Here is a 25,182-nt window from a genome sequence, read left to right on the forward strand (position 1 = left end):
GTAGTTATAGATATAAGAGTTGTTTTTACAAAAAAGCTGATTCATCAAAGCGAATCAGCTTTTTACTGCCTTCCTAGCCATCATTTTGATCATCTCTTCAACAAGGATTGGTACTTGCTCAAAAGCACTTTTTATATGAAGACGTTCAGTCCGTTTATGTGCATCTTTTCCAAATGGCCCGACATTTAAGACAGGGGCTTGGAGGTCAGCCATTGCATCGAAGGGGATACCGTAACTGGTGCCCCATACAGGTGTGTTTTCTTTAAAAACAGTCCATTCTTCCCCCGCATCATGATAATTCACGTAGCTTAAGTCGCTGATTCCATTAAAAAAGTGAACTTGTTTGATTTGAAGGCCAAATTTTTCGAGTCCTTGGTTTTTCACAAATTCAACGCATTGTTTTACCAGAGCGTCTTCGGAAGAATTGACGGCTGGGTAATAAGGCGGTGCATATAGTAAAACAATTGCCGGTACGAGCTCCTGGCACTGAATGAGCAGAGTATCGGCAATCCGAAAAGATTTTTCACGGTCATCCCAATTTGGATTTGCTTGGACCGCCGATTTCACTTCTTCTACGAAATTTGCTCCCAATTTTTCTAAGGCATATTTTTGCAATTGTTCAAACCGTATTACCCGCACTTCCCCGATTGGTTCTACGGACTGCTCAGCACAGATTTCCCTGTACACTTGATTGCAGGCACGGGCAGCATCAACGGCAACTTTTTCAAATAGATTTATAATTTCTTCGGCACTACGCTTCATTAAAAACACATTATATAAGGCCGATGAGCGGTACGGGGTTTGAACAGAATATTCCAATCTTAAATCCTTCTGTTGAAGGGTTACTGGAAGTGGAGTTTTTTCCCCCATCACTGATTCTTGAAGGTTTTGATTCCATTCCATCCTTTGCGTCAAAAAGGACGCAATATATGGGGCTGTAATGCCACTAAGCGGTTCCCCAACATGTGTCTCTTTTCCGTAAAAAAGCGCTGATGGCATAATCTTACCAATCGAACCGGAGTAAACATAATAATGTTCATCACCCGGTTCCTGGGTAAAGACAGGTTCACCGTTTAGGAATAGTTTATAGGAAAGATGAAACTCTTCCTTCAATTCGAGCAGCTTTGGAACTGCCGCACGCATACCTGAGGAATTAACCTCTTCATCCGGAACAGTCAACAATAGAATATTAATCGGCCATTGTTCGACCGTTGCCTTTTCCAGTAGACCCATATGCATGACGAGTCCCATTTTCATATCCATTGTGCCCCGGCCAAATAAATAATCACCAGATTGAAGATCCTGCAGTGCGTCCTCTGGCAATTCCACTCTTCTTTCACACAGCAGTTTCGTCAACTCTTCTGGACGGTATGCATATTCCTCCAAATCACCATACTCCTCCGTATTCACCGTATCAAAATGACTAATGAGGACAATGGTATCATTCACATCAGGATGCCTATATAAAGCCGTCAAAAACCTCCGGCCCAAATCAGCATCGTGTAGTCGCAAGTGATTCGGATTCTCCTGAAAATACACCAAATCTTGAAGCTTTGTGAGAATCTTTGACGGAAATTCACGCTCACCGTCTGTTAGCGTCATGCTTTTCCAACTCACCACTTCACACAATAGCTCGCGCAAAGTCTGCGGCGTTCCCCACCTAAGCTGTTCCATATAAGATAACTCCTTCAACAAACAAAATAATGAACCGACTGTCCACTAGATACGTACAAATGTCCACGGACGGTGCCTGACACCAAATAAATGACACTCAATAAACTCTATAATGAATTTATTTCTGTCTCTCGGATGCCTTCTTCTTTTTTCTTGTTTTTCATGTAGTAGAATAGGTAGCAAATGATTAGAAATGCTAAGCCGACTAAGAGTCCTACTAGTTGGGTTGGGTCAAAGGCTAAGAAAATTAAGATAGATACACAGAATACCATGCAGACGATTGGGATAAACGGATAGAAGGGAACCTTATATTGTAGGTCTTCTAGTTTCCCTCCCGATTGCAGGTATTTACGACGAAACATAAATTGGGAGAGAGCGATTCCAAACCATGAGATGGTAATCGAAATGCCCGAAATAGCCATAAGTAAGACAAATACTGTATCTGCAGCGATTACGCTTGTTAACAAGGATAAAAGGGAAAAAATCATGGTAAACACAAGAGATGCAAAGGGAACCTTGTTTTTTGTCAGCTTTCCAAACAACTTTGGTGCCATTCCATCATTTGACATTGCCCAAAGTAAGCGGGTTGAAGCATAAATACAAGAGTTTCCAACCGATAAAATAGCTGTTAAGATGACGAAATTCATGATGTCAGGCGCGAATGGAATCCCTGCCAAATCCATTAACTTAACGAATGGGCTTTCTAATAACCCAAGCTCCTTTGTTGGAAAAATAGCTGATAGTATAATAATAGAAGCGATATAAAAGATGATAATTCTAAAAATAATGTTTCGAATTGCTCGTGGAATATTCTTATGGGGCTCTTCACTTTCACCTGCAGCAATCCCAATCAATTCAGAGCCTTGATAAGAAAAGATGACGTTCATCATCGTAACAAAAAGAACCGTAACCCCTGCGGGGAATAGTTTTGTTGGCGCAAAATTATGTAAAAATGGCGCCGGCCGGTCATGCAAAGGAATGATGCCCAAAATAGCTCCCAAACCAATAACGATAAAGAACAGGACCGCTACCACTTTAATACTGGAAAACCAGTATTCCGCCTCTGCGAACCCTTTGGTTGATAAGGCGTTAAGAACAAAGAGCAATAGGATGAAAATCGCACACCAAATCCAGACAGACGTATGAGGAAACCACCGCTTCATCAGGATTCCTGCCGCCGTAAATTCAACGCCTGCCGTTGTCGCAGAACCAATGAAATACATCCATCCTAATGAAAATCCGGCTGAAGGACTAATAAACTTACTAGCATATGTTTGAAATGATCCCGTAACAGGCATGTAGACAGCAAGTTCCCCCAGGCACACCATTACCAGGTATAAAATGATTCCACCAAATAAATACCCTATAAGTGAACCGCCTGCTCCGGCCTGGTGAATCGTATAACCGGCATTTAAAAACAATCCTGTCCCAATAACTCCCCCTAATGAAAGCATAAACAAATGCCGCCGTTTCATTGACCGATTTAACTGATTTTCCTTAACCCCTTGTTCCACCATGTATTTTCACACCCTTCGTATTTTGGCAATGCCAAGTATTTTTTTCGTAGCGTAATAAGGTGCAAACAGTCGAATCTTTTATCCCCAAAAAGATCTAACTTCTTTTTAAAAACGTTGTAATATATCCCACAAAAACTGGAAGCCCATCACTCTTTTATAAAAGTGCAGTTTTAAATCCTTTAATCAAAGGAAACCTGTCCTTCTCTTTTAAAAACGTAGTGACAAGCAGCTTAATCCGCCGTCTAGTTTTTGAAACTCAGACATTTCAAGCTCAATCGTTTGAAAACCAGCCTTGTTAATTTTTTGCTTTGTGACAGGATATCCAGCAGGAATGATGACATAATCATTTACCCGAATACAATTGGCCGCATACACCTCTTCCGGTGGAACTATAATTTTTGTGTATTCATTAAAATCTGGGTGATCCACAAATTCACCAGCTACCACCACTGTTTGATCCCCTAAATACGCAATGCCTGTTTTTAAATGGAAGAATTTTTCTAGCTGGACAATCGTAGCCTTGTAATTTTCCAATTCCAAAATCAACTTTAATTGCTCAGCACCCGCTAAGTTTGTCCGTGCCGAGAGACCAATATAAAAATGATCATCAATTTGTAATATATCTCCGCCTTCAAGCGTTCCCGGAGCTTGGATATAATGGATATTTTCATAAAAAGACTGCAGGGCCGGCTCCATTTCGTGAATTTCCTTGTTTCGGGAAGGTGCTCCAGGGTTAGAAATGACAGCAAACTTCGGGGTAAGAACGGCCGTATCCTCAACGAAGGTGGAATCCGGAAAATCTACATTGCTTGGAAGAATCGTTACCTCAACTCCACATGCTTTTAATGCCTCTACATAAGCTTGGTGCTGGTCAAGCGCTTTTTCCAAAATAGGTGTACCAAGATCAGAAGTAGTTAAACCATTGATATAGCTTTCTCCAGGTGTTTTGACAATAACGTTTTTAAACATATTCATTCCTCCTCAATATTAGCTGCGGACCACCGGACATGTAAGGCATGTCGGACCGCCTGTTCCCAAGTAAGAGATTTCATTTCCTTCATATTCATAGACAGTTGCCCCGGCATAGAGTAATTGTTGCTTTGTGTAAGGGCTTCCAGAAACGATTACACAAACCCGCGGTTCCAATGCCAAAACATTGCAGCCAAGTCGATCATATTCATCCTCCGGAACCTCAATCAGCTTGATCCCGCGTTCAATTAGCAACTGCCGAAGAAATACAGGCATTAAGCGCGAATAGACAACTGCAAGATCTCTGTCTACTAAACTAATAATCGACATAAGATGTAGACACTCTGCCTCCCCCCTGTCATGCGGCAGCGAGACGACAATCAATTCATCGACAAAATCCTTCGTCATCTCTTTGATTTGCTGAATGGCCTCATCATTAGTGCGGTAACCGCGGCCGACTAGCAAGGTTCGATCATCCAACCAGACAAGATCGCCTCCATCTGACACGGCATCACCAGTTAATTCTCCCAATATTGGTATCTCTTTTTCTTGCAAAAAATGTTTATATGCCTCCGCCTCAGGCTGCCGTAATTTTTTTCCTGATTTTAAAATAATGGCGCCTTTCGGGGTGAATTTCACAGGATCATGTGCATAAAGAGAATCCAAACCAACACCTTCCGATGCCGGTAAAAATTCAATCCGTTCAACATGCTGCTTCATAATTGAAAGAAACTGTTCATACTCATGCTGGGCCTTGATAAAATCAGGTTCATTGATGTAGTTGTATTTTTCCCATTCCAGGCTTAAATGCTCCTGATTGAGAAATGCATCTTTTGGATGCTTCACAATTACAGTGTTGAGCTTTTTAAACATTGATGTTAACAAGTGCATCTCCCCTTTATTTTTCCGAATTGCGGAATTGATTTCCTCAATGGGGAAAATTTATAATATTGATAATATAGTAGATAAAAATACATGTCAATATATTATGAATTTACAGAATACTATTTTGTTTGAATAGGAGATAGCTTAATGCAATCAATCGACCGAGCCATGCATATAATCCAAGCGCTGACAGGAAACGAAACGAAAAAGTGGTTTTCGATTACTGATTTATCAAAGGAATGTGACTTACCTGTTAGTACGATACATCGCCTTTTACAATCCATGAAAAAACATGGCCTTATACAGCAAGACCTCGAAACAAAGCTTTATTCGTTAGGGAATGCTTGGCTGGAATACGGCCTGCAGATGTATGATAGCTTCGATTTTGTCAGCTTAATTCGGCCTGAAATGGAAAAATTAATGCATGAAGTGGAAGAAAGTGTGTATTTTAGTAAATCGATTGGGCTGGAAGCTTTAGTGGTTGAGAGAATTGACTGTCCGCAAAATCCCATCCGCATCTATGACCAGCTTGGAATGAGAATCCCAATGAACATTGGAGCAGCCAATAAAGTGATGTTAGCCCATATGCCTCAAGGGGAAGCTTTAAAAATCATACAATCATTGGTACCTAAGGAGGAAACGGAGGAGTTTTTGCAACTATTAAGTAAGATTCGTCGAAAGGGCTACGCGGAAAGTCACGGGGAGAAAACACCAGGAACCTCATCCGTTGCCGCTCCTTTATTTAATAACAAAAACGAACTGATCGGTGCACTTAGCATCGGTTATGTCAATTTCAATATCACGGAAGATAGACAATACCTTTTAATCGAAAAAGTTATGGAATACGGATTACGGATTTGTTCTAAATTGGGGAGTAAATAAGGCGTCTCATTCAACGCGATAAGACGGGCACCATTCGGAACGGAAAAATCCATGTGGAGACAAATCCGTTGATCCTCCCATTATCAGAAAATGTGATTGAACCAAAATAATCAACAAAAAGCGAAAAGACCACAATAGCACGAATTTGTGGTCTTCGCTTTTTTAAAGTGGTGTCAGGTACCAACACTGTCCACCCCACGAGCACAAATGTACACGAAAGGTGCCTGACACCACACCTAATTTACATATTCGATGTTTAGGCCGACTTTAGGTTGAACGGGTTGGCCGGATTCATCGGTAAGTTGAAGGTCTTTAGGAATTCGTAAGTAAAGGATGCTTACTCCATCATGGAATTCGGAATGGTGACTGAAGGAGTTGACTCCTGTAAATTGGTTGACGGAAAAGACGTTGGCTAGCTCTGAGAATTTTAATTCTCTTTGTTGTGGTTTCATTATTCTTAACTGTCCATCGGTCAATTCCAGTTGAAGCGGTTTGAAATATTTTGTTAGATCCAATTGATTCATGCTTAACCTTGTGTGATAATACAAAGCATCAATCTCACCATCGTTCGTATTTTTCCGTTCAACGAAAATATTGGAATTGCTTAACGCTTCATCTTCGCTGCTAATAGGAAGCTGTCGCTCATGGTACGTAAACTTCCATTTCTCCACCAAAAACGCAGGATCAATTTTGTCAATTTCCCCCTTACTAGCTGCATTATATACAACACTATTTTCCTTATCTAGATTCTTGGTGCTTACCGTTTTCCAGTCCGATAAACCTTTACCAGGATTAATCAAATCTAGCGCCAAACATATTAACATGATGGCTAAATAGACACAGAAAATTTTGATAACTCGTTTGCTGTATGAATACTTCCCTTTTTTATTTACTACCTTGTTGATCAAAGTCGAGACTAAATAGACGATTCCGATTAGGATGGCTAAAAAAAGAACTGAATAGATACCGATCATTGTCTGACCTCCATTCTATTCGACAATGTGAACGAACCAATTAGAAAAAGACCAGCAATGATGATGACTTTGATCATAAATAAAGGTAGAGATGGTTCACTGAAGATTAATTGAAAGAAATACGCAACAACTCCATCCTTCCCTCTTACTACCCCATCAAAGTAAAGCGAACCAAGAAACAATCCCGGAAGCAAACCAGCAAACACTTTATTTATTTGGACAAGTGTTCCGACAAAATACCCAATTGCACAAAATAAGAAGACATAAAAGGTAGTCGTAAAAATGCCCAATAGAAACTCAAACGGGGAGCCCACTATACTCACGCTTTTTACTAAAACACTATCCATCAAATAATACATGATGAGCTTTATCGGGAAGATCGACATCACGGCCGTCATTCCACCCGCAAAACTTACCGTTAGTAAAAATAGCAAATTGGAAAGATTGCTGCTTAACCGATTGGTCACAAACGGGAAATCGATATTTCGATGTGCCTTTGTGGTAATGAGAATGGCCGTTATAAACCCCCAAAGCATCGTAAATCCAACCACTAAATCAGCTGAATAATAATGGACCTCTATTTTTAAATTAGTACTGCTGCTCCCCATCATTCCCACACCATTAAGCGAAAATAAAATGGCGAGTAATTGAATGAAAATCAATGAGATAAAAACTTGAGTATACGCCCTTAGCTTATAAACATACTGTTTTTTTACAATATCGATCATCCTAATCTTCTTTAAAGACATCATCAATACCCCCTTTCGTTTTGCCAGTTAGATAGACACAGAGATCACTGGCGTTTACCGGTGAAAGATTTACCCCACTAATAAGAGCAGCTTGCCGTTCAGATTCAGAAAGTTGATTCCTTACAACCACATAGGAAGTGCCCTGCCCAATACTTTTTGAAAAAGTAACTTCCATGTTCTTGACCAAATCCTCAATAATGTCGCTTTTTCCTTGAAGTCCGATTGCCCATTCCTTTAAATCAGCAATAGACATATGAAGCAATTCTCGCCCATCCTTTAGGACCATTATATCCTCGAGTAAATCCTCAATCTCATTCAAATGATGGCTTGATAGAATAATCGTACGCGGATGGCCAAGGTAATCCTTGAGCAAGGCACGATAAAAATCCTTTCTTACAGCAGCATCCATTCCAGTGGTTGGTTCGTCAAACATCGTTAATGGACAGCGAGCAGCTAATCCAAAAATCGCACTAAACGTACTTTTCATTCCCATCGATAAACCGTCATAATACTGGTGGGGATTTAAGGAAAAATAATCCAAGAGACGACTAGCTAACCCGGAATCCCAATTCTCATAAAAGCTCTCTCCTGCCTCTAAAATCTCCCGAAGGTTTAAGGCTATAGGGAAATTCATTTGATTATGAATAAAGGTAAGATTTGCGGAAACAGCCAGATTATTAAATGGATGTTCGGAAAAAACCTTCATTTGACCCGAGGTTTCCTTCATATAACCGGCAATGATTTTTAGCAGCGTTGTTTTCCCTGCACCATTTCGGCCAATCAAACCGGTAATTCTATTTTCTTCTATAGTTATAGATAGATTATTTAGCGCTCGTGTACTTCCAAATGCTTTGGTCAACCCCTTGCATTCAATCACACTCATTCCTCCGCCTCCCCTATGTTTACTGTATTAATCATTTCAATTAGCTCATCCCGACTTACACACAGCCGCTCAGCTTCTAAAACTATTTCCGTTACTAATCGAGCTAATGTTTGATTTTTCCGTCTATTCAGGATTCTTTCTTTTGCATTCCCTACTACAAACATTCCAAGACCTCGCTTCTTATAGAGAATTTCTTCATCTGCCAAAATATTGAGGCCCTTAGCTGCCGTAGCTGGATTAATATTAAAAATTTCTGCCAGTTGATACTGGGAGTAGATTTTTTGCTCACTTTCAAAATTTCCATTTAGAATCTCATTCTCTAGCCATTCCGATATTTGCACATAAATCGGCTTTGTTCCGTCCAGATTAAGAGTCAAGCTTTCTCCTCCTTTCATGAATAGTGCATTACTGTTGTAATGTAGTATACTATAATTGGTAATTATTTTCAATATATTTGGATATTTTTCCATTGTTGTATTTTTATATATAAACAAAAAAATCGGCCAGAAGGATTTCTTGGCCGATTCAATATGGGTTCATTCTTCGTTTGATTTCTTCTTCTAAAACTCGTGCATGATTATGTACGGGATCCTTTGCTCCATATAAGAGAGTTACATTCTCCCTTGAAGCAATTTCAATAATTTGCTCGACAGCGAGTGATTGCTTCTCATTTGTTTGAAGTTCATCAAGGTATCTGGCACGAAACTCCTCAAACAATTCCGGCTTATGACAAAACCATTTACGAAGCTCATTGCTAGGGGTAGCATCTTTTAACCAGAGCGACAACCTAGCGCCCTCTTTGGAAATCCCCCGAGGCCACAAACGGTCAATCAAAATCCGGTACCCATCCGCCTCATCATATGGTTCATATACTCTCTTAAGAAAAATCCTATTCATGTTATACCTCCATGAAGTGGTGCCTGACACCAAGATGTCAGGCACCATGGGGAATGCATCAAAAGCTTTTTATGCTTCTATTACGTTTGGCTGTTGGTAAACTTCTTTTTCGAATTCACCGGTTATTTTGCTTGTTAGTATGCCCGCAGTCATGCTTCCACTTACGTTGAGGGCTGTACGGCCCATGTCAATTAAAGGCTCAACAGAGATTAATAGTCCGACAATGGCAATTGGCAGGTTTAGAATGGATAAGACGATTAAGGCTGCAAATGTTGCTCCTCCACCCACACCTGCGACACCAAATGAACTAATTGTCACGACAAGAATAAGGGAGATGATGAACGATGGACTTGCCGGATTTATCCCCGCAGATGGAGCAACCATGATGGCCAGCATTGCCGGATAGATACCGGCACATCCATTTTGACCGATGGAAAGTCCAAAGGAGGCTGCAAAGTTCGCAATCCCTTCAGATACTCCAAAGTCCTTTGTTTGCGTTTTAATATTCAACGGCAGCGTTCCTGCACTTGTCCGTGAAGTAAAAGCAAATGTTAAAGTTGGCAAGGCTTTTTTCACATAATTAACAGGGCTCAATTTTGCAAGCGTCAATAATAGCAAGTGAACAATAAACATGATAATAAGTGCTACATAGGACGCAACGACAAACTTACCTAATTTTGCAATCGCGGTATAATCACTTGTCGCCATCACCTTTGTAATAATGGCAAGAATGCCATAAGGGGTAAGGCGTAGAATCAACGTGACAACCCGCATGATGATCGAGTAAAATGTATCAATTATTTTTGCAAAAAACTCCCCACTTTCAGGGTCCTTACGTTTAACACCCAGGTAGGCAATCCCGATAAAGGCTGCAAAAATGACCACTGCAATCGTGGATGTTGGGCGGGCACCTGTTAAATCCTGAAATGGATTGCTCGGGATAAGCTGGATGATTTGCTGTGGAATCGTCATACCTTTAACAGTTACTATTGTATCTTTTAACTGTGCATTACGCGCTGTTTCGGCAACACCTGAAGTTAAATGAATCCCATCAAGACCAAATCCTAAGGCCGAGCCAATTCCAATTGCCGCAGATACAGCAGTTGTTCCAAGGAGTATACCGATGACTAAGAAACTGATTTTTCCGATGTTTTTAGTCAACTTTAATTTTGTAAAAGCTCCAACGATCGAAATGAAAACGAGTGGCATAACTACCATTTGTAATAGTTTAACATACCCAGTCCCAACAACGTTAAACCAATCGATTGAAGTTACGGTTACTTTTGAAGTAGTTCCGTAGATTTGATGAATAATAAAGCCATAGACAATACCAATGCCCAATGCTATAAAAACACGTTTTGAAAAGGACAAATGCTTTCTTTGCATGAAGAACAAACCTACAATAAGCAAAAGAAAAACAGCAATATTCACGATAATTAGGACACTTTCCATCGTATTCCCCCTATTCATATTATTGAGAAAATTCTAATACATTAATTCCAATCAGTCAAGTCGGATTTTTTAAAAATTTTCAAATGGTGTCAGGCACCAAACCAGTTCACTGTCCACCCTACAAGGACAAATGTCCACGGGCGGTGCCTGACACCACATTTGAAGTTTTTAATACGAAAAAGGCTGGTGCCTAACGCACTAGCCTTTTGACTTTTTAAATTTATTAGGGGTCTACCGGATTTCTTTTCCTACCTTAAGCGCCTGCATGAAACGGAATGCTGATTTTTCAAGCAGGCTTTCGGCATTGGTTATGGCCTCTTCTAGCAGCATCGGTGCATCAACGATCGGTGCTGTTAGGGAAATTCCTTCTGCTTCTAATTTTTCTAAATCACCTTCAATCGCTCCAGCAAAGGCAGCGCATGGGATTCCATATTTCCTTGCCATATTTCCAATCCCAATAGGAACCTTCCCAAATAACGATGAAGCGTCAATTCTACCTTCTCCCGTTATGACAATCGAAGCTTCTTTAATTTTTTCTTCCAAATTACTCAATTCTGCGATGAGAGAAAAGCCGCCCTTCATCTCGACTTGAAGAAACGACCTTAGAGCAAATCCTAATCCCCCCGCAGCACCGCTGCCACTTCGCTCCTTTTCGTCTCTGCCAATACTCCTCTCAACAACATCCGCAAAATTAGCCATCCAGCGTTCGTATTGCGGAAATTCCTCTTCTTTTACCCCTTTTTGTTTACCGAAAACCGCAATCGCCCCTGTTTCCCCTAACAACGGGTTAGTAACATCTGACATCACGGTGATTTTAGTGGAATTTAACCTTGGATCAAGTCCGCTTATGTCGATCTCTTTTATAAATTTAGTTGCTCTGCCGTTTCCTTCGACAGTATTTCTGTTTCCATCATAAAACTGAATCCCAAGTGCTTGGAAAAAACCAATTCCCGCATCAACCGTCGCGCTGCCGCCTATTCCAATTATTAAATGCTCCGGTTCATAGTCTAAAGCATATTTTACTAACTCTCCTGTTCCATATGTAGTGGCTACTAAAGGATTTAATTCCTCTCTCGATAATAAAGGAAGACCAGAAGCAGCAGCCGTCTCTACTATCGCCATTTTTCGGTCCTCAATCCAGCCAAATGATGCGTCAATTAGTCTTCCTAATGGATCATGTACCCTTTTATAAATTTTCTCTCCGTCAAACACGGCTAAAACAGCATCTATTGTTCCTTCACCACCATCTGCTAGCGGTATACTCGTACAATCTGCTTGCGGAAAGACCTTTTTAATGCCGGAACATATCGCGTTTGCGGCTTGGACACTAGTTAACGACCCTTTAAAGGAATCTGGTGCTATCACGATCTTCAATTTCATACCTCCAAGTCCAGGTCATTTTATCGACTATCCTGCTGATTTCTTCGGAAAAGAAAAGGGATACTTCCCTTAACTGGATGATATCCCTATTTTTATTTGTTGTTAAGTTTACGTAACCGATATCATTCATTTTTCCTGAAGCCAGGAACGTAAAGTAATTTACCTGACCGAAATCATTCATTTTCCCCATAACCGGGCACGTAAAAACGATTTACGTGACCAACTTCATTCATTTTTCCCGAGAACGGGCACGTAAAACGATTTACGTGACCCAAATCATTCATTTTCCCTAAGGACGGGCACGTAAAACGATTTACGTGACAAATTTCATTCATTTTTCCCGAGAACGGGCACGTAAAACGATTTACGTGACCAACTTCATTCATTTTTCCCGAGAACGGACACGTAAAACGATTTACGTGACCAATTTCATTTATTTCCCCCAAAGTCGGGCACGAACTGATCAACAGGGCATCTAGCCTTCACTATCTATAAACCAATATCTTTTTTCCCCGACTTATGGTAATTTTTTCGTAATATAATAATGTAGTAGAGAACATAATAGGCGAACATAATGAGTATCAGTCCTGATCCCCAGGAGTTTCCAATGGCATAGTTCATATTTTGAACATCACCTGATTGCCCTGCTTGAAAACCTCCTGATTGTCCCAATAAGTACATTTGGTAGATACGATAGATGATCCTACCTATAAATAGAAAGGTAACAAAGCTGCCAATCATGGTACTCGGGCGATAATACCAATGGCCTTCGCGCTGTTCGAATTGCGTCATCGTTCCACTGTAATATGCAAGAATAATTCCAATAAGAATTCCAACAACATCAGAGATGAGACTTATAGGGTGCATGGCCCCTGTAACGAAAAATAGCAGCCCAATGATAAGGAAAATAGTAATCCTGGTCATCATTTTTCTTGATTTTAATGGCTGCCAACCAATATTTCTACGAATCCGCCTATAGATCATAAACACAATAAGAACCCCAATAATTATAACCGTGTCAAGATGTTGGTTCATTAATTCCCCTCCCATTCAAATATAATGATGAAACCATTCACCTGGCCCTGAGCCATTTGCGAACCTCCCACTTACATTGACCCCTTAAATAAAATATTTGAAAACCCGATTCCAGATTCCCCCTCGTTAACAAAAAAATATTCACAACTAAATAAAATTCTACACATATAGTTGGAACCCTTTAATAAATATGGTGCCAGGCACCACAAAAACATAAACGTACACAGGGGGACCAAATGTAGATTAAAAATAAAAAACTGCCCCAAAAGAGTCGTCATTCAACGAACTTTTGAGTCAGTCTCATAGGCAATTCTTATTATTTTTTCTTTGCGTGTTTGCGCATGTCAAAGGCTACTGCGACAACGATGATGGCTCCCTTGACGATGTATTGGATGTAAGGGCTGACGCCTAGGAAGGCAAGTCCGTAGTTGATAATTTGGAAGATGAGTACCCCGGTGATTACGCCAGATACTTTTCCAATCCCGCCAGATAATGATACACCGCCGACTACGCAGGCTGAGATGGCATCTAGTTCGTACATGTTACCCGTGTTGTTGGTGGCGCTACCGACTCGGCCTGCTTCAAGCGTACCGGAGAAGCCGTATAAAACACCTGCTAGCATGTAGATTAAAATCAAATATTTTGTAACATTAACGCCGGATACCTTAGCTGCTTCAGGATTGCCTCCGATAGCATACATATTTTTACCAAATTGTGTTTTATTCCATAGAATCCAAATAAAGATTGAAAAAATAATAGCATAAAAAATAAGATATGGAATTTCATAATTTCCGATTGGAATTCCTCGCTGAGCGAAGGTTGTAAATGATTGATTTAACCCGCCGATTGGCTGTGCCCCATATGGTGGGCGGTCAAAATACATGGAATTCAAGCCATAGACCGTAATCATCATCCCTAAGGTTGCAATAAATGGCGGTACGTTAAGCTTGGAAACAATGATACCGTTAAGGGCACCGATAATCCCTGTAATGACCATCGCCACTAAGATGGGAACAAACAAAGGTAAATGCGGTAAATGCGGGTACATTTTATAGGCATAATCAGATGCTTGTAATAGTGATGCCGAAACAACCGCTGCAAGACCGACCATCCGCCCCGCAGAAAGGTCTGTTCCTGCTGTGATCAGGATTCCTGCCATCCCTAGTGCAATAATAATCCGTGATGAGGACTGACTTAAAATATTGAGTAAGTTCGTAACAGATAGAAAATCTGGAGAAGCAACGATGATCCCAATAACGAGTAGTACTAAAAACACATAAATTACATTATCAAAAAGCCATTTTGATACATTTGATATTTTCGTAGCCTTACTATTCACTGTACACTCCTCCTAATACATAGCTGCTAATCGCATAATTTCTTCCTGCGATGTCGTTTTCGTGTCAACGATTCCAGCTACTCTCCCATTACTCATTACTAAAATTCGATCGGTAACACCAAGCAGCTCTGGCATTTCTGATGAAATCATAATAATTCCTTTGCCTTCAGACGCTAATTGATTAATTAATTGGTAGATTTCAAATTTCGCCCCAACGTCAATCCCCCTTGTAGGCTCATCGAGCAGCAAAACTTCCGGCTTGGTCAAGAGCCATCGACCGATAATTACCTTTTGTTGATTACCCCCTGAAAGACTTCCAATCGGAGTTTTTTGCGAAGGTGTTTTGACTTTCATCGAATCAATCACCCATTTGGTATCCTCAGCTACTTTGCGGTCAGACAGAAACACAGCATTTGTTTTATATTGTTTTAAATTCGAGATGATGGAGTTAAAACTAATACTTAAGCCCGGAAAAATACCTGTTGATCTTCGTTCCTCCGTCACAAGCGCAAAACCATTTTTGATTGAATGCTGTGGAGATTGATTTTTTACTGACTTGCCGTTAAGCTCGATCGTTCCTGATTGTAATGCGCGAATACCAAATATGGCTTCTACCACTTCAGTCCGCTTTGAGCCGACCAATCCGGCAATTCCTAAAATTTCGCCTTTCTTTAGTTCAAAATTCACATCAATAAAAGATGGCTGTGTCTCCGCTGTAAAATTAGAAACTTTTAAAATGACATCACCTGGTTCATTGATTTTCTGTGGGAAACGCTGTGACAGATCTCGGCCCACCATCAGCTTGATGATTTCATCTGTCGTTAATTCCTTGGCGCTTTTTGTAGCAATATACTGGCCGTCACGCATTATCGTTACTTCATCAGATATTTTCAAAATTTCTTCCATTTTGTGAGAAATGTAGATAATCGCCACATTTTCGCTTTGCAGCTTTCTGATAATCTTAAATAGATGATTGACTTCATTCTCCGTTAAGGAAGAAGTTGGTTCGTCCATCACAATCAGCTTTGAATGATAGGAGACTGCTTTAGCAATTTCAACCATTTGCATTTCCGAGACAGATAACGTACCGACCTTACTGCGCGGGTCAATATTGATGTCTAAGCTTTTAAAAATTTCCAGCGTATCCTGGTACATTTTCTTATGGTCAATGAAGACGCCTTTTCTTGGATATCGCCCTAGCCAAAGATTGTCCATCACACTTTGTTGACGGACTTGGTTGAGCTCCTGATGGACCATGGAGACACCACTTTCAAGTGCCTGTTTGGAATTATCAAAAGCTACTTCTTTTCCATTTAGAAGAATTTTTCCTTTATCTAGTGAATAAATGCCAAACAAGCATTTCATTAACGTCGACTTTCCTGCACCATTTTCCCCCATAAGCGCATGAACGGTTCCCGCTTTCACCTTAAGGGAAACATTATCAAGGGCAATAACACCTGGAAATCGTTTGGTTATATTTCTCATTTCTAGTAAACTAGCTTCTGACATGAGCGAACCTCCTCGCTTACCATTTAAAAAATATGAGACTTATAAAATCGTCTCATATTATTGAAAAAATATAAGGTGTCCAGCTCCACAGAATAATTCCATGAAGCAACCCCGAACGAAGGAAAAGAACCCGCTTTCCCTTCGTTCGAGAAGCGCCTTCGGGTTTAAATCAAAAGCCCTGGACAGGCGCTTCCGCTTTTCTTATTGTCTGGCTCCAGCGCCTAGGGGCTCGGGGTCATAAGCCAATCCGTCATGAAGGTGAAAAACAACCTTCATGGCGGCTCGTCTTATGCCTGTCGCCCCTGAGCATAAAGGAAATCTTCCTTGAATAACCTTCGCAGGAACAAGTTGTGCTTGTTCCGAAGGCGCTTCCGCTTTTCTTATTTGTATGCGTCCCTACCAACTTGAATATTATCTTTTGTTACGATTACATAAGGTACACGAACCGCTTTTGTATCATCAAGCTTCCAGCTAGTACCAGATAATACATCTTTGCCATTGGCTGCATTTGCAGCAAGATCGATCGTTGCCTTACCTTGGTTTTTCGCATCGTTTAAGACGGAACCAACCATTTTTCCATTTGCAATCATATCAAGTGCTTCAGGAATCGCGTCTACACCGACAACCGGCATATATTTATCGCCTGAGAAGTACCCAGCTTTTTCAAGAGCAGAAATTGCTCCCAAAGCCATACCGTCATTGTTACAAATGACAAATTCGATTTTGTCGCCGTATTTAGAAATCCAGGCATCCATTTTTTCTGTTGCTTTTGTTGCATCCCACATTGCGGTATCCAATGCTAATTCTTGTGTTTTGATTCCTTTTTTGTGCAATTCATCAATTACATATTTTGTACGTGCTTCTGCATCTGGATGTCCTGGTTCCCCTTTTAGTAAAACATATTGAAGGACACCATCATGATTTTTGTCCCATTTATCTTTGTTGGCTTCCCATGCTTTTGCAATCATATCCCCTTGAAGGATACCTGATTCAGATGAAGTAGTTCCAACATAATAAGCTTTATCATAGCTCTTCAGAACACTTGCATCTGGCTCTTTATTGAAAAAGATAACAGGAAGATTCTTTGCCTTAGCCTTATCAATGATGGTTGGTGCAGATTTTGGATCAACAAGGTTAATCGCCAGAGATTTGGCACCTTTAGCAATAAGGGTATCCACTTGTTCCATTTGTTTTGCTTGATCGTTCTGTGAGTCATTCAGCATCAGGTTGATTTTACCTTTTGCTTCATCCTGCATGGAACGTCGTACATAAGACATGAAGTTATCATCAAACTTATAGATTGTCGCCCCTACGGAAAGAAGGCTTGAATCATTTCCTTTTGAAGTACTTCCTGAACCGCCCGTAGAGCTGCTGCAGCCCGCAGCTAATAAAATACTAGTAGCAACTGTTAATGAAAGAAATAAACCTTTTTTCTTAATCGCCATGCTTCCATTCTCCTTTTTTTGAATTTCGTAAAGACTTCTGTTAACCGTTCCAAATCTTTGTTTAACTAATGTAAGCCCTTACAAAAATAGTAGCATGGGACCTATTTTTTCAATAGTACAAAAGAATAGCATAAATTTGTGAATTCCTAGATTATTTTGCAATTGAATATCACGTCTCTATAGTAAAAAGCCAAACGCTTTTGCGAATGGACTTGCCTATATTATTCATTTACTACGGCTTTGCGATATTCCTTTGGCGATAATCCAGTATGCTTTTTAAACACCCTGCTAAAATAGTTCGGGTCCTTGTAGCCGACTGAAAAGCAAATTTCTTTTAAACTTTTTCCTTGGTCCATCATTTCAGCTTTTGCCTTGTTAATCCTTACTTCCGTTACATAATCAATAAAGGTCATCCCAAATCGATCTTTAAATAATTTACTAAAATAAAATGGACTTATGTCCACATATTCGGCTACCTGCTCCAAGGTAAGTAACTTGGAATAATGAAATTCAATATACTCCTTTGCCTTCTGTAGCAAGCCCTTTGCATGATGGGTGCGCCAAACTTGTACACGGCCGACAACCTCCAATAAATAGGCCTTCCCTTTTTCAAGCACCCTTGAAATCTCTCCAGACTCAGGAATTACAGGAGGTTCTCTATCTTCAATGCCATGTTCATGGAGTATTCGGGAAATAAGAATAAATAATTCATCAAAGGACTTTTTTACGAATGAGGCTGATACCTTTTCGTTTGCACCAAGCTTAATGATCAGCGAATCAAACATATAGAGAACATGATTAACATCGCCTTGACGGATGGCATCTAACAACTGTTTTTCCACGTCTAGAACCCCTGAGAATGAAGGCATTTCCGCTGAAGCTTGTTTATCACAAATTAAATACCTTCGATTTGGTGTTTTTAGCAGCTGCTTCAATGCTAAGATGGCATCATAATAAGATTGATTCAGCTCAAAGGCATGTTGATAAGGAAGACCTATCCCTATTCTTAGTTCCCCTTTAAAGGATTCCTTTTGAAATAGGCTGTTCAAACTTTCAATAATGTTCAAAGCATCTGTCTTAAAATGGGCTTTTTCCTCTGTTTTTTTACAAAGGAATAACACAGGAACCTGGGTCTCTGTCAAGGGTCCAATCATGACTTCATGCTTTTTTACCGCTAATTTAATCGTATCCTTCAGCCATTTGTACCATTTTTGTTTTTCATTTGGAGCAATTTCTGAACCGTTCCTCTCTTGAAGGAAAACCATCATAATAAAGCCTGAAGTAATCTCTACCCCTAACAACTGGCCCCATTCATCAAACGTAAAATCTTGATCTTGGTTCATGATAAGAGATGATACCCATCCCTTATGTGCAATGGAAACAGCACGGTCGAGATTCTCTCTTAAACTTAACTGCTCAACTCGTTTTTTACGCTCCTCTATAATCTCAACTGAGACACGCTGTAGGCTTTGAAGAATATCAAGTTTTCTGCTCGGCTTTAAAATATACTCCTTGACACCTTGCTGCATCACTTCCTTGGCATATTCAAAGGTATTAAAGGCGGAAACCATAATAAATCGAATTGTGGGATCAAACTTTTTGATTTCTTTAACCGCTTGAACACCATCAATTCCCGGCATTTTTATATCCATAAAAATAATATCAGGCTTATGCTCCTTCGCCATTTCAATCGCTTTTCTGCCATTTGGGGCCTCACCTATAACTTCAACATCCTCAGAAGAATTATTGATCATTTTTGTTAACGCTTTCCGTTCCAGGACTTCATCATCAACAATGAGAATTTTTAACAAGGTCCTTTCCCCCCTTTGTCACAACAGGTATAATCAGCCGAAAATTAGCCCCTTTCCCTATTTCTGATTCAATTTCCACTATGTCTTTTCTCTGATAAAAAAGCTGAAGCCTGCGAATCACATTTTTTACTCCTATGCCTGTAGAGTGCCCGTTTGTTTTTTCCTGATTAACCATATTATCTGTTTCAGTTCCTTCCATGTATTGGAGGATTCTTTTTTTAGTAGTCTCATCCATTCCTTTTCCGTTATCAATGACCTCAACATAAACCTTATCTTGATCATGATAAATATCGAGAAGGATTTCCGCATTTTCTTCATATGACTCAACGCCGTGTACGAAAGCGTTTTCAATAATTGGCTGCAAAATTAAGCGCGGTACTTCAATGTCTAAACAATCATCCTCTATATCGATAATAAATTGAATCCGATCTCCGAACCTTGTTCGCTGGATAAAAAAATACTCTTTGACAATCCTAACCTCTTCTCTTAAGGTTGATGCTTTATTAAGATCGCCAAGGTTGTAACGGAGCAAAGCCGCAACGGCTTCGATTAGTCTTGATGTCTGTTCGGCTTCTTCTAAATAAGCCATTTTGGAAACTGTATTTAAGGTATTAAAAAGAAAATGAGGATTAATCTGATGCTGTAGCCTCTTTAATTCCATTTCCTTTAAAAGTTTATCCAACTCCGACTTTTGCTTAATTTCCAGCACCAATTGCCGGAGGTTTGTGCGCATATGGTTAAACGTTTCAGTTAAAGGCTTTAATTCATCCTTCGTCAATATTTTTATTTCTTCACCTTCTAAATTACCTTTAGAAATTTCCTTTGCTGCCTTTGATAATAAACTAATAGGTCTTGTAATTCCCCCTGAAATCCATAACGCCAGCAATGTACTAAGAAAAAAAGCTGCTGCAAAGAGCGAAAGGGCCATCATTCGATAATAATAATTTTGCTTGTCCATTTGATCGTAAAACTTTTGATAATCCGTCAATTTATTATTTAAAATAGCCAATGTACTTTCATGGAGGAAGGAAGCAATCTTCAGTACTTCATTAAAATGCTCTGAGTAGCCGTTAATATCCTCTCTTTGAAAAGCACCTACAGTTGCATCACATTCATCCAAATAGCTGTCGATCATATTTTTATAATTAACAAGATTGATATCATTGGAATTCATTACTTGATAAAGCCTTTTTTGATCCTTGACCAGGTACAGCTTTTCTGTCTTATAGTCTTGATGGTACCGTTCTTCCTTATCTAAAATATATGCATGCAGCTTTTCTGAAATTGAATTGGTCCGCTGTGAAATATCATTAAGCAATAGAAATTTTTCAAAGCTATCATTATACTCCCCCAGAACTTTTTCACTGCTTTTATAAAACAAGATCCCGACTGAGGTCAACAAAATAACAAGAACAATAAAATAAAGCAGCAATTTCGTTCTTATTCGAAATATCATTACTTGCTCCCCTCCCCTATGTTCTTCCGGGTTAAGGGTAAATCTTTTGCTCTCATAATCCGAGTGTCCGTGTGGACAATGGAAGGCACTTTCCTGCCCTCGACTAAATCAATCATCAATTTTACGGCTTCATACCCCATTTGGTACGGTTCCTGAACGACAGTGGCTTGGATGGTCCCATTGCGTATGTAGTTAACAGTATCTGGTAGGGTATCAAATCCGATAATATAAACCTGTCCTGTTTTTTTATATTGTTCAACCACTTGAGCGATGCCAACTCCATCTAAGGCACTCGTTCCAAAAAATGCGTTAACCTCGGGATGGTTCTGCAAGATCTGAAACGCTTTTTCAGAGGCCCGAACTCTACTAATCTCTGATTCTTCCACATCGATAATATGAATCCCATTTTCCGATTTTACCGCATCCTCAAACCCCTTTACCCGCTGTTGTTGATGATTCTTGTAAAAGCTTCCCGTAATAATGGCAACATTGGCATGCCCTTTTGTATCCGCTATCAATGCTTTACCAGCTAAAACACCCGAATAATAATTGTCTGTTCCGATATAGGCTAGTCGCTTGCTATTTACCGTATCCGTATCAACTGTAATGACCGGGATTCCTTTTTCGACGACGCGATTTATAAGCGGAGTAAATTGCTCATCGCTTAATCCCTGTGTCATAATTCCATCTACTTTTGAAGCTGCTGACATTTCAATCGTTTTTAAATGAACATCAAAATTTGCCTGCTTCGGTCCGACATATTCCAGCAGGACACCATTTTGCTTAGCAGCTGCCTGTGCCCCTTTTCCAACAAGTCTCCAATACTCATTATCCATCTCTTCCGGAACAAGAACAAAATGATATTTATACTTTGCCTGATCCATCTTCTCCATCGATGGCTTATGCACAAAAACCTTATACCCCCAAAAAATCGCCAACGAGCAGCTCACCACAAAACACAAAGCACCACAAACATACGCAACCCTCGACAACCTGCCCATAGACATCCCAACCTATCCCTAATCTAACAATATTATACTGACCAAACCTAAAACCAACAATCCTATCGGTGTCACTATTGGTGTCTGGCACCACAAAAACATACAAGAAAACTCACCAGTTTTTGGTGAGTTCTTTGTGTGTTTTTTCCGCTATTCAGCATTTTAGCACTTGCTCGCTATTCTTTAACAGACCCACCTAGAATTCCGGAAATGAATTGTTTTTGCAGAAGCAGGAAGAAAATCATAATGGGAATTGTCGATAAAGTAGTTCCTAACATCAGTTGGCCATAGTCAATTCGAGCCATCCCTATTAAGCTTGATAAGGCGACAGGCAGTGTAAACATTTCCTTTGAATTTAACGTTATTAGCGGCCAGAGTAAGCTGTTCCATTGAGACATAAATTGAAAGATGGCAACGGCAGCAAAAGCCGGCCTCGTTACTGGCAAAATAACTGAAAAGAATATTCTTATTTCTCCTGCCCCGTCCACCCGGGAAGCCTCAATAATAGAATCCGGAACCGCTTTCATATTTTGCCGCATTAAGTAAATCGCAAAAGGAGAGGCTAGACCTGGTAAAATAATCGCTTGATACGTGTTTAGCCAATCAAGTGACACCATCATTTCGAACATCGGAATCAAGGTTACCTGAGAAGGAATCATTAATGAACATAGAATAATGAAAAAGAGCAGGTTCTTTCCCTTAAAGCGAAATTTGGCAAAAGCATATCCGGCCATGGCACTAATCAGTGTGCTAACAAATGTATAAACAAGGGCAATAAATAATGAATTCCAAAATATCCTTGTGATTCCTAATGCATTATTAAGTGATTGAAAGTTCTTTGCTAAATAACTACCTGGAAGCAGCCTCGGTGGAACATGAAAAATCTCTCCCGATTGCTGGGTTGAACCAATAACCATCCAATAAAATGGCGCAATGGATAAGACCACGCCGATCAATAATAGAATATAAATGACTAATTTTTTCGAAAGCTTCTTTGACGTTATCATTCTTCAAGGTCACCTACCAGTTTCATTTGAATCCAGGAAACAATAGCCGTTATCAGCACTAGAACATAAGCAATAGCTGAGGCGTAACCAAAGTCAAAGAATTTAAAGCCGGTTTCATATAAATAGAGAGTAATCGTCATCGTCGCACTATTGGGGCCCCCATGTGTTAAAATGAACGGTTCATCAAAAAGCTGTAATGTGCCAATTGTTGACATGACGACTGTAAAAATAAAAACTGGCTTTAATTGTGGAATGGTAATCATAAAGAATTGTTTTACCTTCCCAGCTCCATCAATACTTGCCGCTTCATATAATTCCGCTGGGATGTTTTGTAACCCCGCTAAAAAAACTACCATATTATAACCAGTCCATCTCCATGTCATAACTAGAATGACAGACAATTTTGCCCATAATGGAGAGGTTAACCAAGGAATTGATTTAACTCCCAAAAAGGATAGGACATAATTGACTAGCCCAAAATGTTCATCTAATAGAATCATAAACACAATGGAGGAAGCAACAAGTGCAGTAATGGCTGGCATAAAATAAGAGATTCGAAAAAACGCCTTACCTTTTACCATTGTTGAATGAAGCCCAACTGCAATAAGTAATGACAGAAAGAGCATAATTGGGACCTGAACAATCAAAATTTCAGCTGTATTTAACAATGATTTATAGAAAATAGGATCATGAAAAAGGCGAGTATAATTTGCGAATCCGACAAATGTTTTATCCACCCCGCGCACCTCTTGAAAACTTAAAATAAACGAAGAGATCACGGGATAAACTGTAAAAATTAGGAGTAAGAGAAATGCTGGACCGATAAAAATGTATGGGGCATTTTTAGGAGTTATAAAAAGTTTTCTTTGTTTGACTTGTAAGTTTGTTGTCATCTTAACTACCTTTTCTGTTTGACCCACCTAAATACCCTCCCTCACAAAAAATGATAGAAATGAGAGAAGCGCACCATGCACTCTCTCATTTCTCAAAATGCTATTTTTTAATTTCATTTTCTAATTGTTTTTGCGCATCCTTTAATCCAGATTCAACCGGTTTATTTTCGAGTAAAATAGCTGCTTGGGCATCGCTCGTCAGTTTACTAGCTTTTGCATAGTTTTCGTTTAAATAAATTTTAGGGACTTTGTCGACAATATCAGCAAACTTTTTAAAAATCGGACTATTATTGAAGTACTCACTATTAGCTGTAAATTGTGGAGCGCTGTATGTTTCCTTTAATGATGGGAAAAGTCCATATTTCTCAAAACCTAAAAGCTGTGAATCTTTATTTGTTGTAAAGAAATCAACAAATGCATAGGCAGCTGTTTGATTCTTACTTGTTGATGGAATTAACAAAGATGAGCCGCCAACATTTGCATACCTTGAACCTCCGTCCTCAAAGCTTGGGAGATAGAAAACATCCCATTGTCCTTTCGATTTTGGTGCTTGGTCCATAATAGTGCCTGCATACCAAACCCCGTATGGAACCGTTGCAACACTTCCATTTACCGTTGCGGTAACAATGCCATCCCATCCTTTATTCTGTAAAACTAAGTCCTCATCATGAAGTTTTTTAATCACATTCATTGCACGTTTGGCTTCAGCAGATTGAAGAGTAATTTTATTGTCTTTATCAAAATAAGAAAGGCCTTGCTGTTGCATCATCATTTCGAATACCCCGTCATAATTTGGGATATCGATTGGCAGCAGCATCGCTCCAGTGGCTTCTTTAATCTTTTTCCCTGCTGCGATATAGTCATCCCATGTCTTAATGGAATTTGGATCAACGTTTGCTTTTTTAAAGTAGTCAACCCGGTAGAATACGCCGGCAGGACCAATATCCCAAGGAGCGGCAATGAAATTTCCATCCTTATCTTGGACAGCTGCCACCTTAGCCTGGTTGAACGAATCCTTGTATTTCCCGTATCCAAGCTTGGTTAAATTTAAAAATCCCTGCGGAAACTGGTGGACATACCCTGGAATGCGTTCATCCTCCATTAACACGACATCCGGTAGGCCAGAACCTCTTGCGGCTAAGCCTACTGTCAGCTTGGAATATACGTCACCACTATTAAAATCTTCCACTTTTACTTTTACATCCGGATACTTTTTTTGAAATTCAGCTATCGATGCTTTCATCGTTGCTGCAGCGACATCCCAGCCCCATACCGTTATCGTTCCTGACGGATGCTTTGTATCTCCAGTGCTCCCATTTGTTTTATTTGAACAGGCAGCCAGTAATAAAAGAAGCATGACGAGTATAATGGACATGTACTTTTTCATGTTTCATTCCCCATTTTTGATTTAATTTATTCTCCCA

24 protein-coding genes are annotated in these 25,182 nt (G+C 39.8%); 1 reads left to right on the forward strand and 23 read right to left on the reverse strand.

Translation table 11 applies throughout. The features are described from left to right. Nucleotides 1-54: 54 nt before the first annotated feature. From BN1082_RS10765 to BN1082_RS10780, 4 genes are all read right to left on the reverse strand, one after another. Nucleotides 55-1,674: a M20/M25/M40 family metallo-hydrolase gene (locus BN1082_RS10765; RefSeq protein ID WP_090634120.1), complete on the reverse strand. Its 1,620-nt coding sequence runs from the start codon at nt 1,672-1,674 to the stop codon at nt 55-57. A 107-nt stretch (nt 1,675-1,781) separates the two neighbouring features. Further along, entirely contained in the window at nt 1,782-3,191 is a 1,410-nt protein-coding gene (locus BN1082_RS10770; RefSeq protein WP_090634122.1) for an amino acid permease, read from the reverse strand. 207 nt (nt 3,192-3,398) lie between these two features. After that, complete coding sequence (locus BN1082_RS10775; RefSeq protein ID WP_090634124.1) at nt 3,399-4,160, reverse strand: dimethylarginine dimethylaminohydrolase family protein; 762 nt, start codon at nt 4,158-4,160, stop codon at nt 3,399-3,401. A gap of 18 nt (nt 4,161-4,178) precedes the next feature. Then, nucleotides 4,179-5,051, reverse strand: coding sequence for a dimethylarginine dimethylaminohydrolase family protein (locus BN1082_RS10780; RefSeq protein ID WP_090634125.1), 873 nt, complete (start codon nt 5,049-5,051; stop codon nt 4,179-4,181). Between the two features lie 141 nt (nt 5,052-5,192). Between BN1082_RS10780 and BN1082_RS10785 the strand changes: the two genes are divergently transcribed. Continuing rightward, nucleotides 5,193-5,927 (forward strand): IclR family transcriptional regulator, encoded by a 735-nt coding sequence (locus tag BN1082_RS10785; protein ID WP_090634127.1) that lies wholly within the window; start codon nt 5,193-5,195, stop codon nt 5,925-5,927. Between the two features lie 236 nt (nt 5,928-6,163). Here BN1082_RS10785 and BN1082_RS10790 read toward each other — a convergent pair whose 3' ends face one another. The 19 genes from BN1082_RS10790 to BN1082_RS10875 all read right to left on the reverse strand — a co-directional run bounded on the left by BN1082_RS10790 (nt 6,164) and on the right by BN1082_RS10875 (nt 25,145). Next, nucleotides 6,164-6,901 carry a hypothetical protein gene (locus BN1082_RS10790; RefSeq protein WP_090634129.1) on the reverse strand — a complete coding sequence of 246 codons (738 nt, stop codon included), beginning with the start codon at nt 6,899-6,901 and terminating at the stop codon, nt 6,164-6,166. Then, nucleotides 6,898-7,650, reverse strand: coding sequence for a hypothetical protein (locus BN1082_RS10795; protein ID WP_090634131.1), 753 nt, complete (start codon nt 7,648-7,650; stop codon nt 6,898-6,900). Before BN1082_RS10795 ends, BN1082_RS10790 begins: the two co-directional genes overlap by 4 nt. Then, nucleotides 7,631-8,533, reverse strand: coding sequence for an ATP-binding cassette domain-containing protein (locus BN1082_RS10800; protein WP_090634133.1), 903 nt, complete (start codon nt 8,531-8,533; stop codon nt 7,631-7,633). The genes BN1082_RS10795 and BN1082_RS10800 overlap by 20 nt, the downstream gene beginning before the upstream one ends. Continuing rightward, on the reverse strand, nt 8,530-8,910 hold the full coding sequence (locus tag BN1082_RS10805; protein ID WP_090634135.1) for a GntR family transcriptional regulator: 381 nt from the start codon (nt 8,908-8,910) through the stop codon (nt 8,530-8,532). The genes BN1082_RS10800 and BN1082_RS10805 overlap by 4 nt, the downstream gene beginning before the upstream one ends. Nucleotides 8,911-9,058: 148 nt before the next feature. Next, a complete protein-coding gene (locus BN1082_RS10810) occupies nt 9,059-9,430 on the reverse strand; it encodes a DUF488 domain-containing protein (protein WP_090634137.1) in 372 nt (123 codons plus the stop codon). Nucleotides 9,431-9,499: 69 nt separating this feature from the next. Beyond that, on the reverse strand, nt 9,500-10,882 hold the full coding sequence (locus BN1082_RS10815) for an L-cystine transporter (protein ID WP_090634138.1): 1,383 nt from the start codon (nt 10,880-10,882) through the stop codon (nt 9,500-9,502). Nucleotides 10,883-11,113: 231 nt separating this feature from the next. After that, entirely contained in the window at nt 11,114-12,262 is a 1,149-nt protein-coding gene (locus BN1082_RS10820) for a glycerate kinase (protein WP_090634140.1), read from the reverse strand. Next, nucleotides 12,225-12,452, reverse strand: coding sequence for a hypothetical protein (locus tag BN1082_RS27435; RefSeq protein WP_176699740.1), 228 nt, complete (start codon nt 12,450-12,452; stop codon nt 12,225-12,227). The genes BN1082_RS10820 and BN1082_RS27435 overlap by 38 nt, the downstream gene beginning before the upstream one ends. Further along, on the reverse strand, nt 12,436-12,729 hold the full coding sequence (locus BN1082_RS26985) for a hypothetical protein (protein ID WP_141650851.1): 294 nt from the start codon (nt 12,727-12,729) through the stop codon (nt 12,436-12,438). The genes BN1082_RS27435 and BN1082_RS26985 overlap by 17 nt, the downstream gene beginning before the upstream one ends. Before the next feature lie 22 nt (nt 12,730-12,751). Next, nucleotides 12,752-13,297 (reverse strand): CcdC protein domain-containing protein, encoded by a 546-nt coding sequence (locus BN1082_RS10830; protein WP_176699741.1) that lies wholly within the window; start codon nt 13,295-13,297, stop codon nt 12,752-12,754. Nucleotides 13,298-13,613: 316 nt separating this feature from the next. After that, complete coding sequence (gene mglC, locus BN1082_RS10835) at nt 13,614-14,636, reverse strand: galactose/methyl galactoside ABC transporter permease MglC (RefSeq protein ID WP_090634146.1); 1,023 nt, start codon at nt 14,634-14,636, stop codon at nt 13,614-13,616. Nucleotides 14,637-14,648: 12 nt separating this feature from the next. Further along, nucleotides 14,649-16,145 carry a galactose/methyl galactoside ABC transporter ATP-binding protein MglA gene (mglA, locus tag BN1082_RS10840; RefSeq protein WP_090634148.1) on the reverse strand — a complete coding sequence of 499 codons (1,497 nt, stop codon included), beginning with the start codon at nt 16,143-16,145 and terminating at the stop codon, nt 14,649-14,651. A gap of 380 nt (nt 16,146-16,525) precedes the next feature. Beyond that, nucleotides 16,526-17,590, reverse strand: coding sequence for a galactose/glucose ABC transporter substrate-binding protein MglB (mglB, locus tag BN1082_RS10845; protein ID WP_176699742.1), 1,065 nt, complete (start codon nt 17,588-17,590; stop codon nt 16,526-16,528). A 221-nt stretch (nt 17,591-17,811) separates the two neighbouring features. Further along, nucleotides 17,812-19,401, reverse strand: a complete 1,590-nt coding sequence (locus BN1082_RS10850; RefSeq protein WP_090634150.1) for a response regulator — start codon at nt 19,399-19,401, stop codon at nt 17,812-17,814. Further along, a complete protein-coding gene (locus BN1082_RS10855; protein ID WP_090634152.1) occupies nt 19,379-20,857 on the reverse strand; it encodes a sensor histidine kinase in 1,479 nt (492 codons plus the stop codon). The genes BN1082_RS10850 and BN1082_RS10855 overlap by 23 nt, the downstream gene beginning before the upstream one ends. After that, on the reverse strand, nt 20,857-21,858 hold the full coding sequence (locus tag BN1082_RS10860; RefSeq protein ID WP_090634154.1) for a sugar-binding protein: 1,002 nt from the start codon (nt 21,856-21,858) through the stop codon (nt 20,857-20,859). The genes BN1082_RS10855 and BN1082_RS10860 overlap by 1 nt, the downstream gene beginning before the upstream one ends. Nucleotides 21,859-22,034: 176 nt before the next feature. Next, nucleotides 22,035-22,865, reverse strand: a complete 831-nt coding sequence (locus BN1082_RS10865; protein ID WP_090634155.1) for a carbohydrate ABC transporter permease — start codon at nt 22,863-22,865, stop codon at nt 22,035-22,037. Continuing rightward, nucleotides 22,862-23,785 carry a carbohydrate ABC transporter permease gene (locus tag BN1082_RS10870; RefSeq protein WP_342666642.1) on the reverse strand — a complete coding sequence of 308 codons (924 nt, stop codon included), beginning with the start codon at nt 23,783-23,785 and terminating at the stop codon, nt 22,862-22,864. The genes BN1082_RS10865 and BN1082_RS10870 overlap by 4 nt, the downstream gene beginning before the upstream one ends. A 73-nt stretch (nt 23,786-23,858) precedes the next feature. Continuing rightward, nucleotides 23,859-25,145 (reverse strand): ABC transporter substrate-binding protein, encoded by a 1,287-nt coding sequence (locus BN1082_RS10875; protein WP_090634157.1) that lies wholly within the window; start codon nt 25,143-25,145, stop codon nt 23,859-23,861. Between the last annotated feature and the right edge of the window lie 37 nt (nt 25,146-25,182).

Source organism: Neobacillus massiliamazoniensis (assembly GCF_001048695.1).
Taxonomy (GTDB): domain Bacteria; phylum Bacillota; class Bacilli; order Bacillales; family Cytobacillaceae; genus Neobacillus; species Neobacillus massiliamazoniensis.

Excerpts from the sequence above, each read along its gene's own strand:
- BN1082_RS10860 (WP_090634154.1), bottom strand. The coding sequence starts at position 21,858 with ATGGGCAGGTTGTCGAGGGTTGCGTATGTTTGTGGTGCTTTGTGTTTT.
- BN1082_RS10810 (WP_090634137.1), bottom strand. The coding sequence starts at position 9,430 with ATGAATAGGATTTTTCTTAAGAGAGTATATGAACCATATGATGAGGCG.
- mglB (WP_176699742.1), bottom strand. The coding sequence starts at position 17,590 with ATGGCGATTAAGAAAAAAGGTTTATTTCTTTCATTAACAGTTGCTACT.
- BN1082_RS10785 (WP_090634127.1), top strand. The coding sequence starts at position 5,193 with ATGCAATCAATCGACCGAGCCATGCATATAATCCAAGCGCTGACAGGA.
- BN1082_RS27435 (WP_176699740.1), bottom strand. The coding sequence starts at position 12,452 with ATGGGGAAAATGAATGATTTCGGTCAGGTAAATTACTTTACGTTCCTG.
- BN1082_RS10775 (WP_090634124.1), bottom strand. The coding sequence starts at position 4,160 with ATGTTTAAAAACGTTATTGTCAAAACACCTGGAGAAAGCTATATCAAT.
- BN1082_RS10780 (WP_090634125.1), bottom strand. The coding sequence starts at position 5,051 with ATGCACTTGTTAACATCAATGTTTAAAAAGCTCAACACTGTAATTGTG.
- BN1082_RS10855 (WP_090634152.1), bottom strand. The coding sequence starts at position 20,857 with ATGATATTTCGAATAAGAACGAAATTGCTGCTTTATTTTATTGTTCTT.
- BN1082_RS10830 (WP_176699741.1), bottom strand. The coding sequence starts at position 13,297 with ATGAACCAACATCTTGACACGGTTATAATTATTGGGGTTCTTATTGTG.
- BN1082_RS10770 (WP_090634122.1), bottom strand. The coding sequence starts at position 3,191 with ATGGTGGAACAAGGGGTTAAGGAAAATCAGTTAAATCGGTCAATGAAA.
- BN1082_RS10815 (WP_090634138.1), bottom strand. The coding sequence starts at position 10,882 with ATGGAAAGTGTCCTAATTATCGTGAATATTGCTGTTTTTCTTTTGCTT.
- BN1082_RS10795 (WP_090634131.1), bottom strand. The coding sequence starts at position 7,650 with ATGTCTTTAAAGAAGATTAGGATGATCGATATTGTAAAAAAACAGTAT.
- BN1082_RS10875 (WP_090634157.1), bottom strand. The coding sequence starts at position 25,145 with ATGAAAAAGTACATGTCCATTATACTCGTCATGCTTCTTTTATTACTG.
- BN1082_RS10800 (WP_090634133.1), bottom strand. The coding sequence starts at position 8,533 with ATGAGTGTGATTGAATGCAAGGGGTTGACCAAAGCATTTGGAAGTACA.
- BN1082_RS10765 (WP_090634120.1), bottom strand. The coding sequence starts at position 1,674 with ATGGAACAGCTTAGGTGGGGAACGCCGCAGACTTTGCGCGAGCTATTG.
- BN1082_RS10865 (WP_090634155.1), bottom strand. The coding sequence starts at position 22,865 with ATGATAACGTCAAAGAAGCTTTCGAAAAAATTAGTCATTTATATTCTA.
- BN1082_RS10790 (WP_090634129.1), bottom strand. The coding sequence starts at position 6,901 with ATGATCGGTATCTATTCAGTTCTTTTTTTAGCCATCCTAATCGGAATC.
- mglA (WP_090634148.1), bottom strand. The coding sequence starts at position 16,145 with ATGTCAGAAGCTAGTTTACTAGAAATGAGAAATATAACCAAACGATTT.
- BN1082_RS10820 (WP_090634140.1), bottom strand. The coding sequence starts at position 12,262 with ATGAAATTGAAGATCGTGATAGCACCAGATTCCTTTAAAGGGTCGTTA.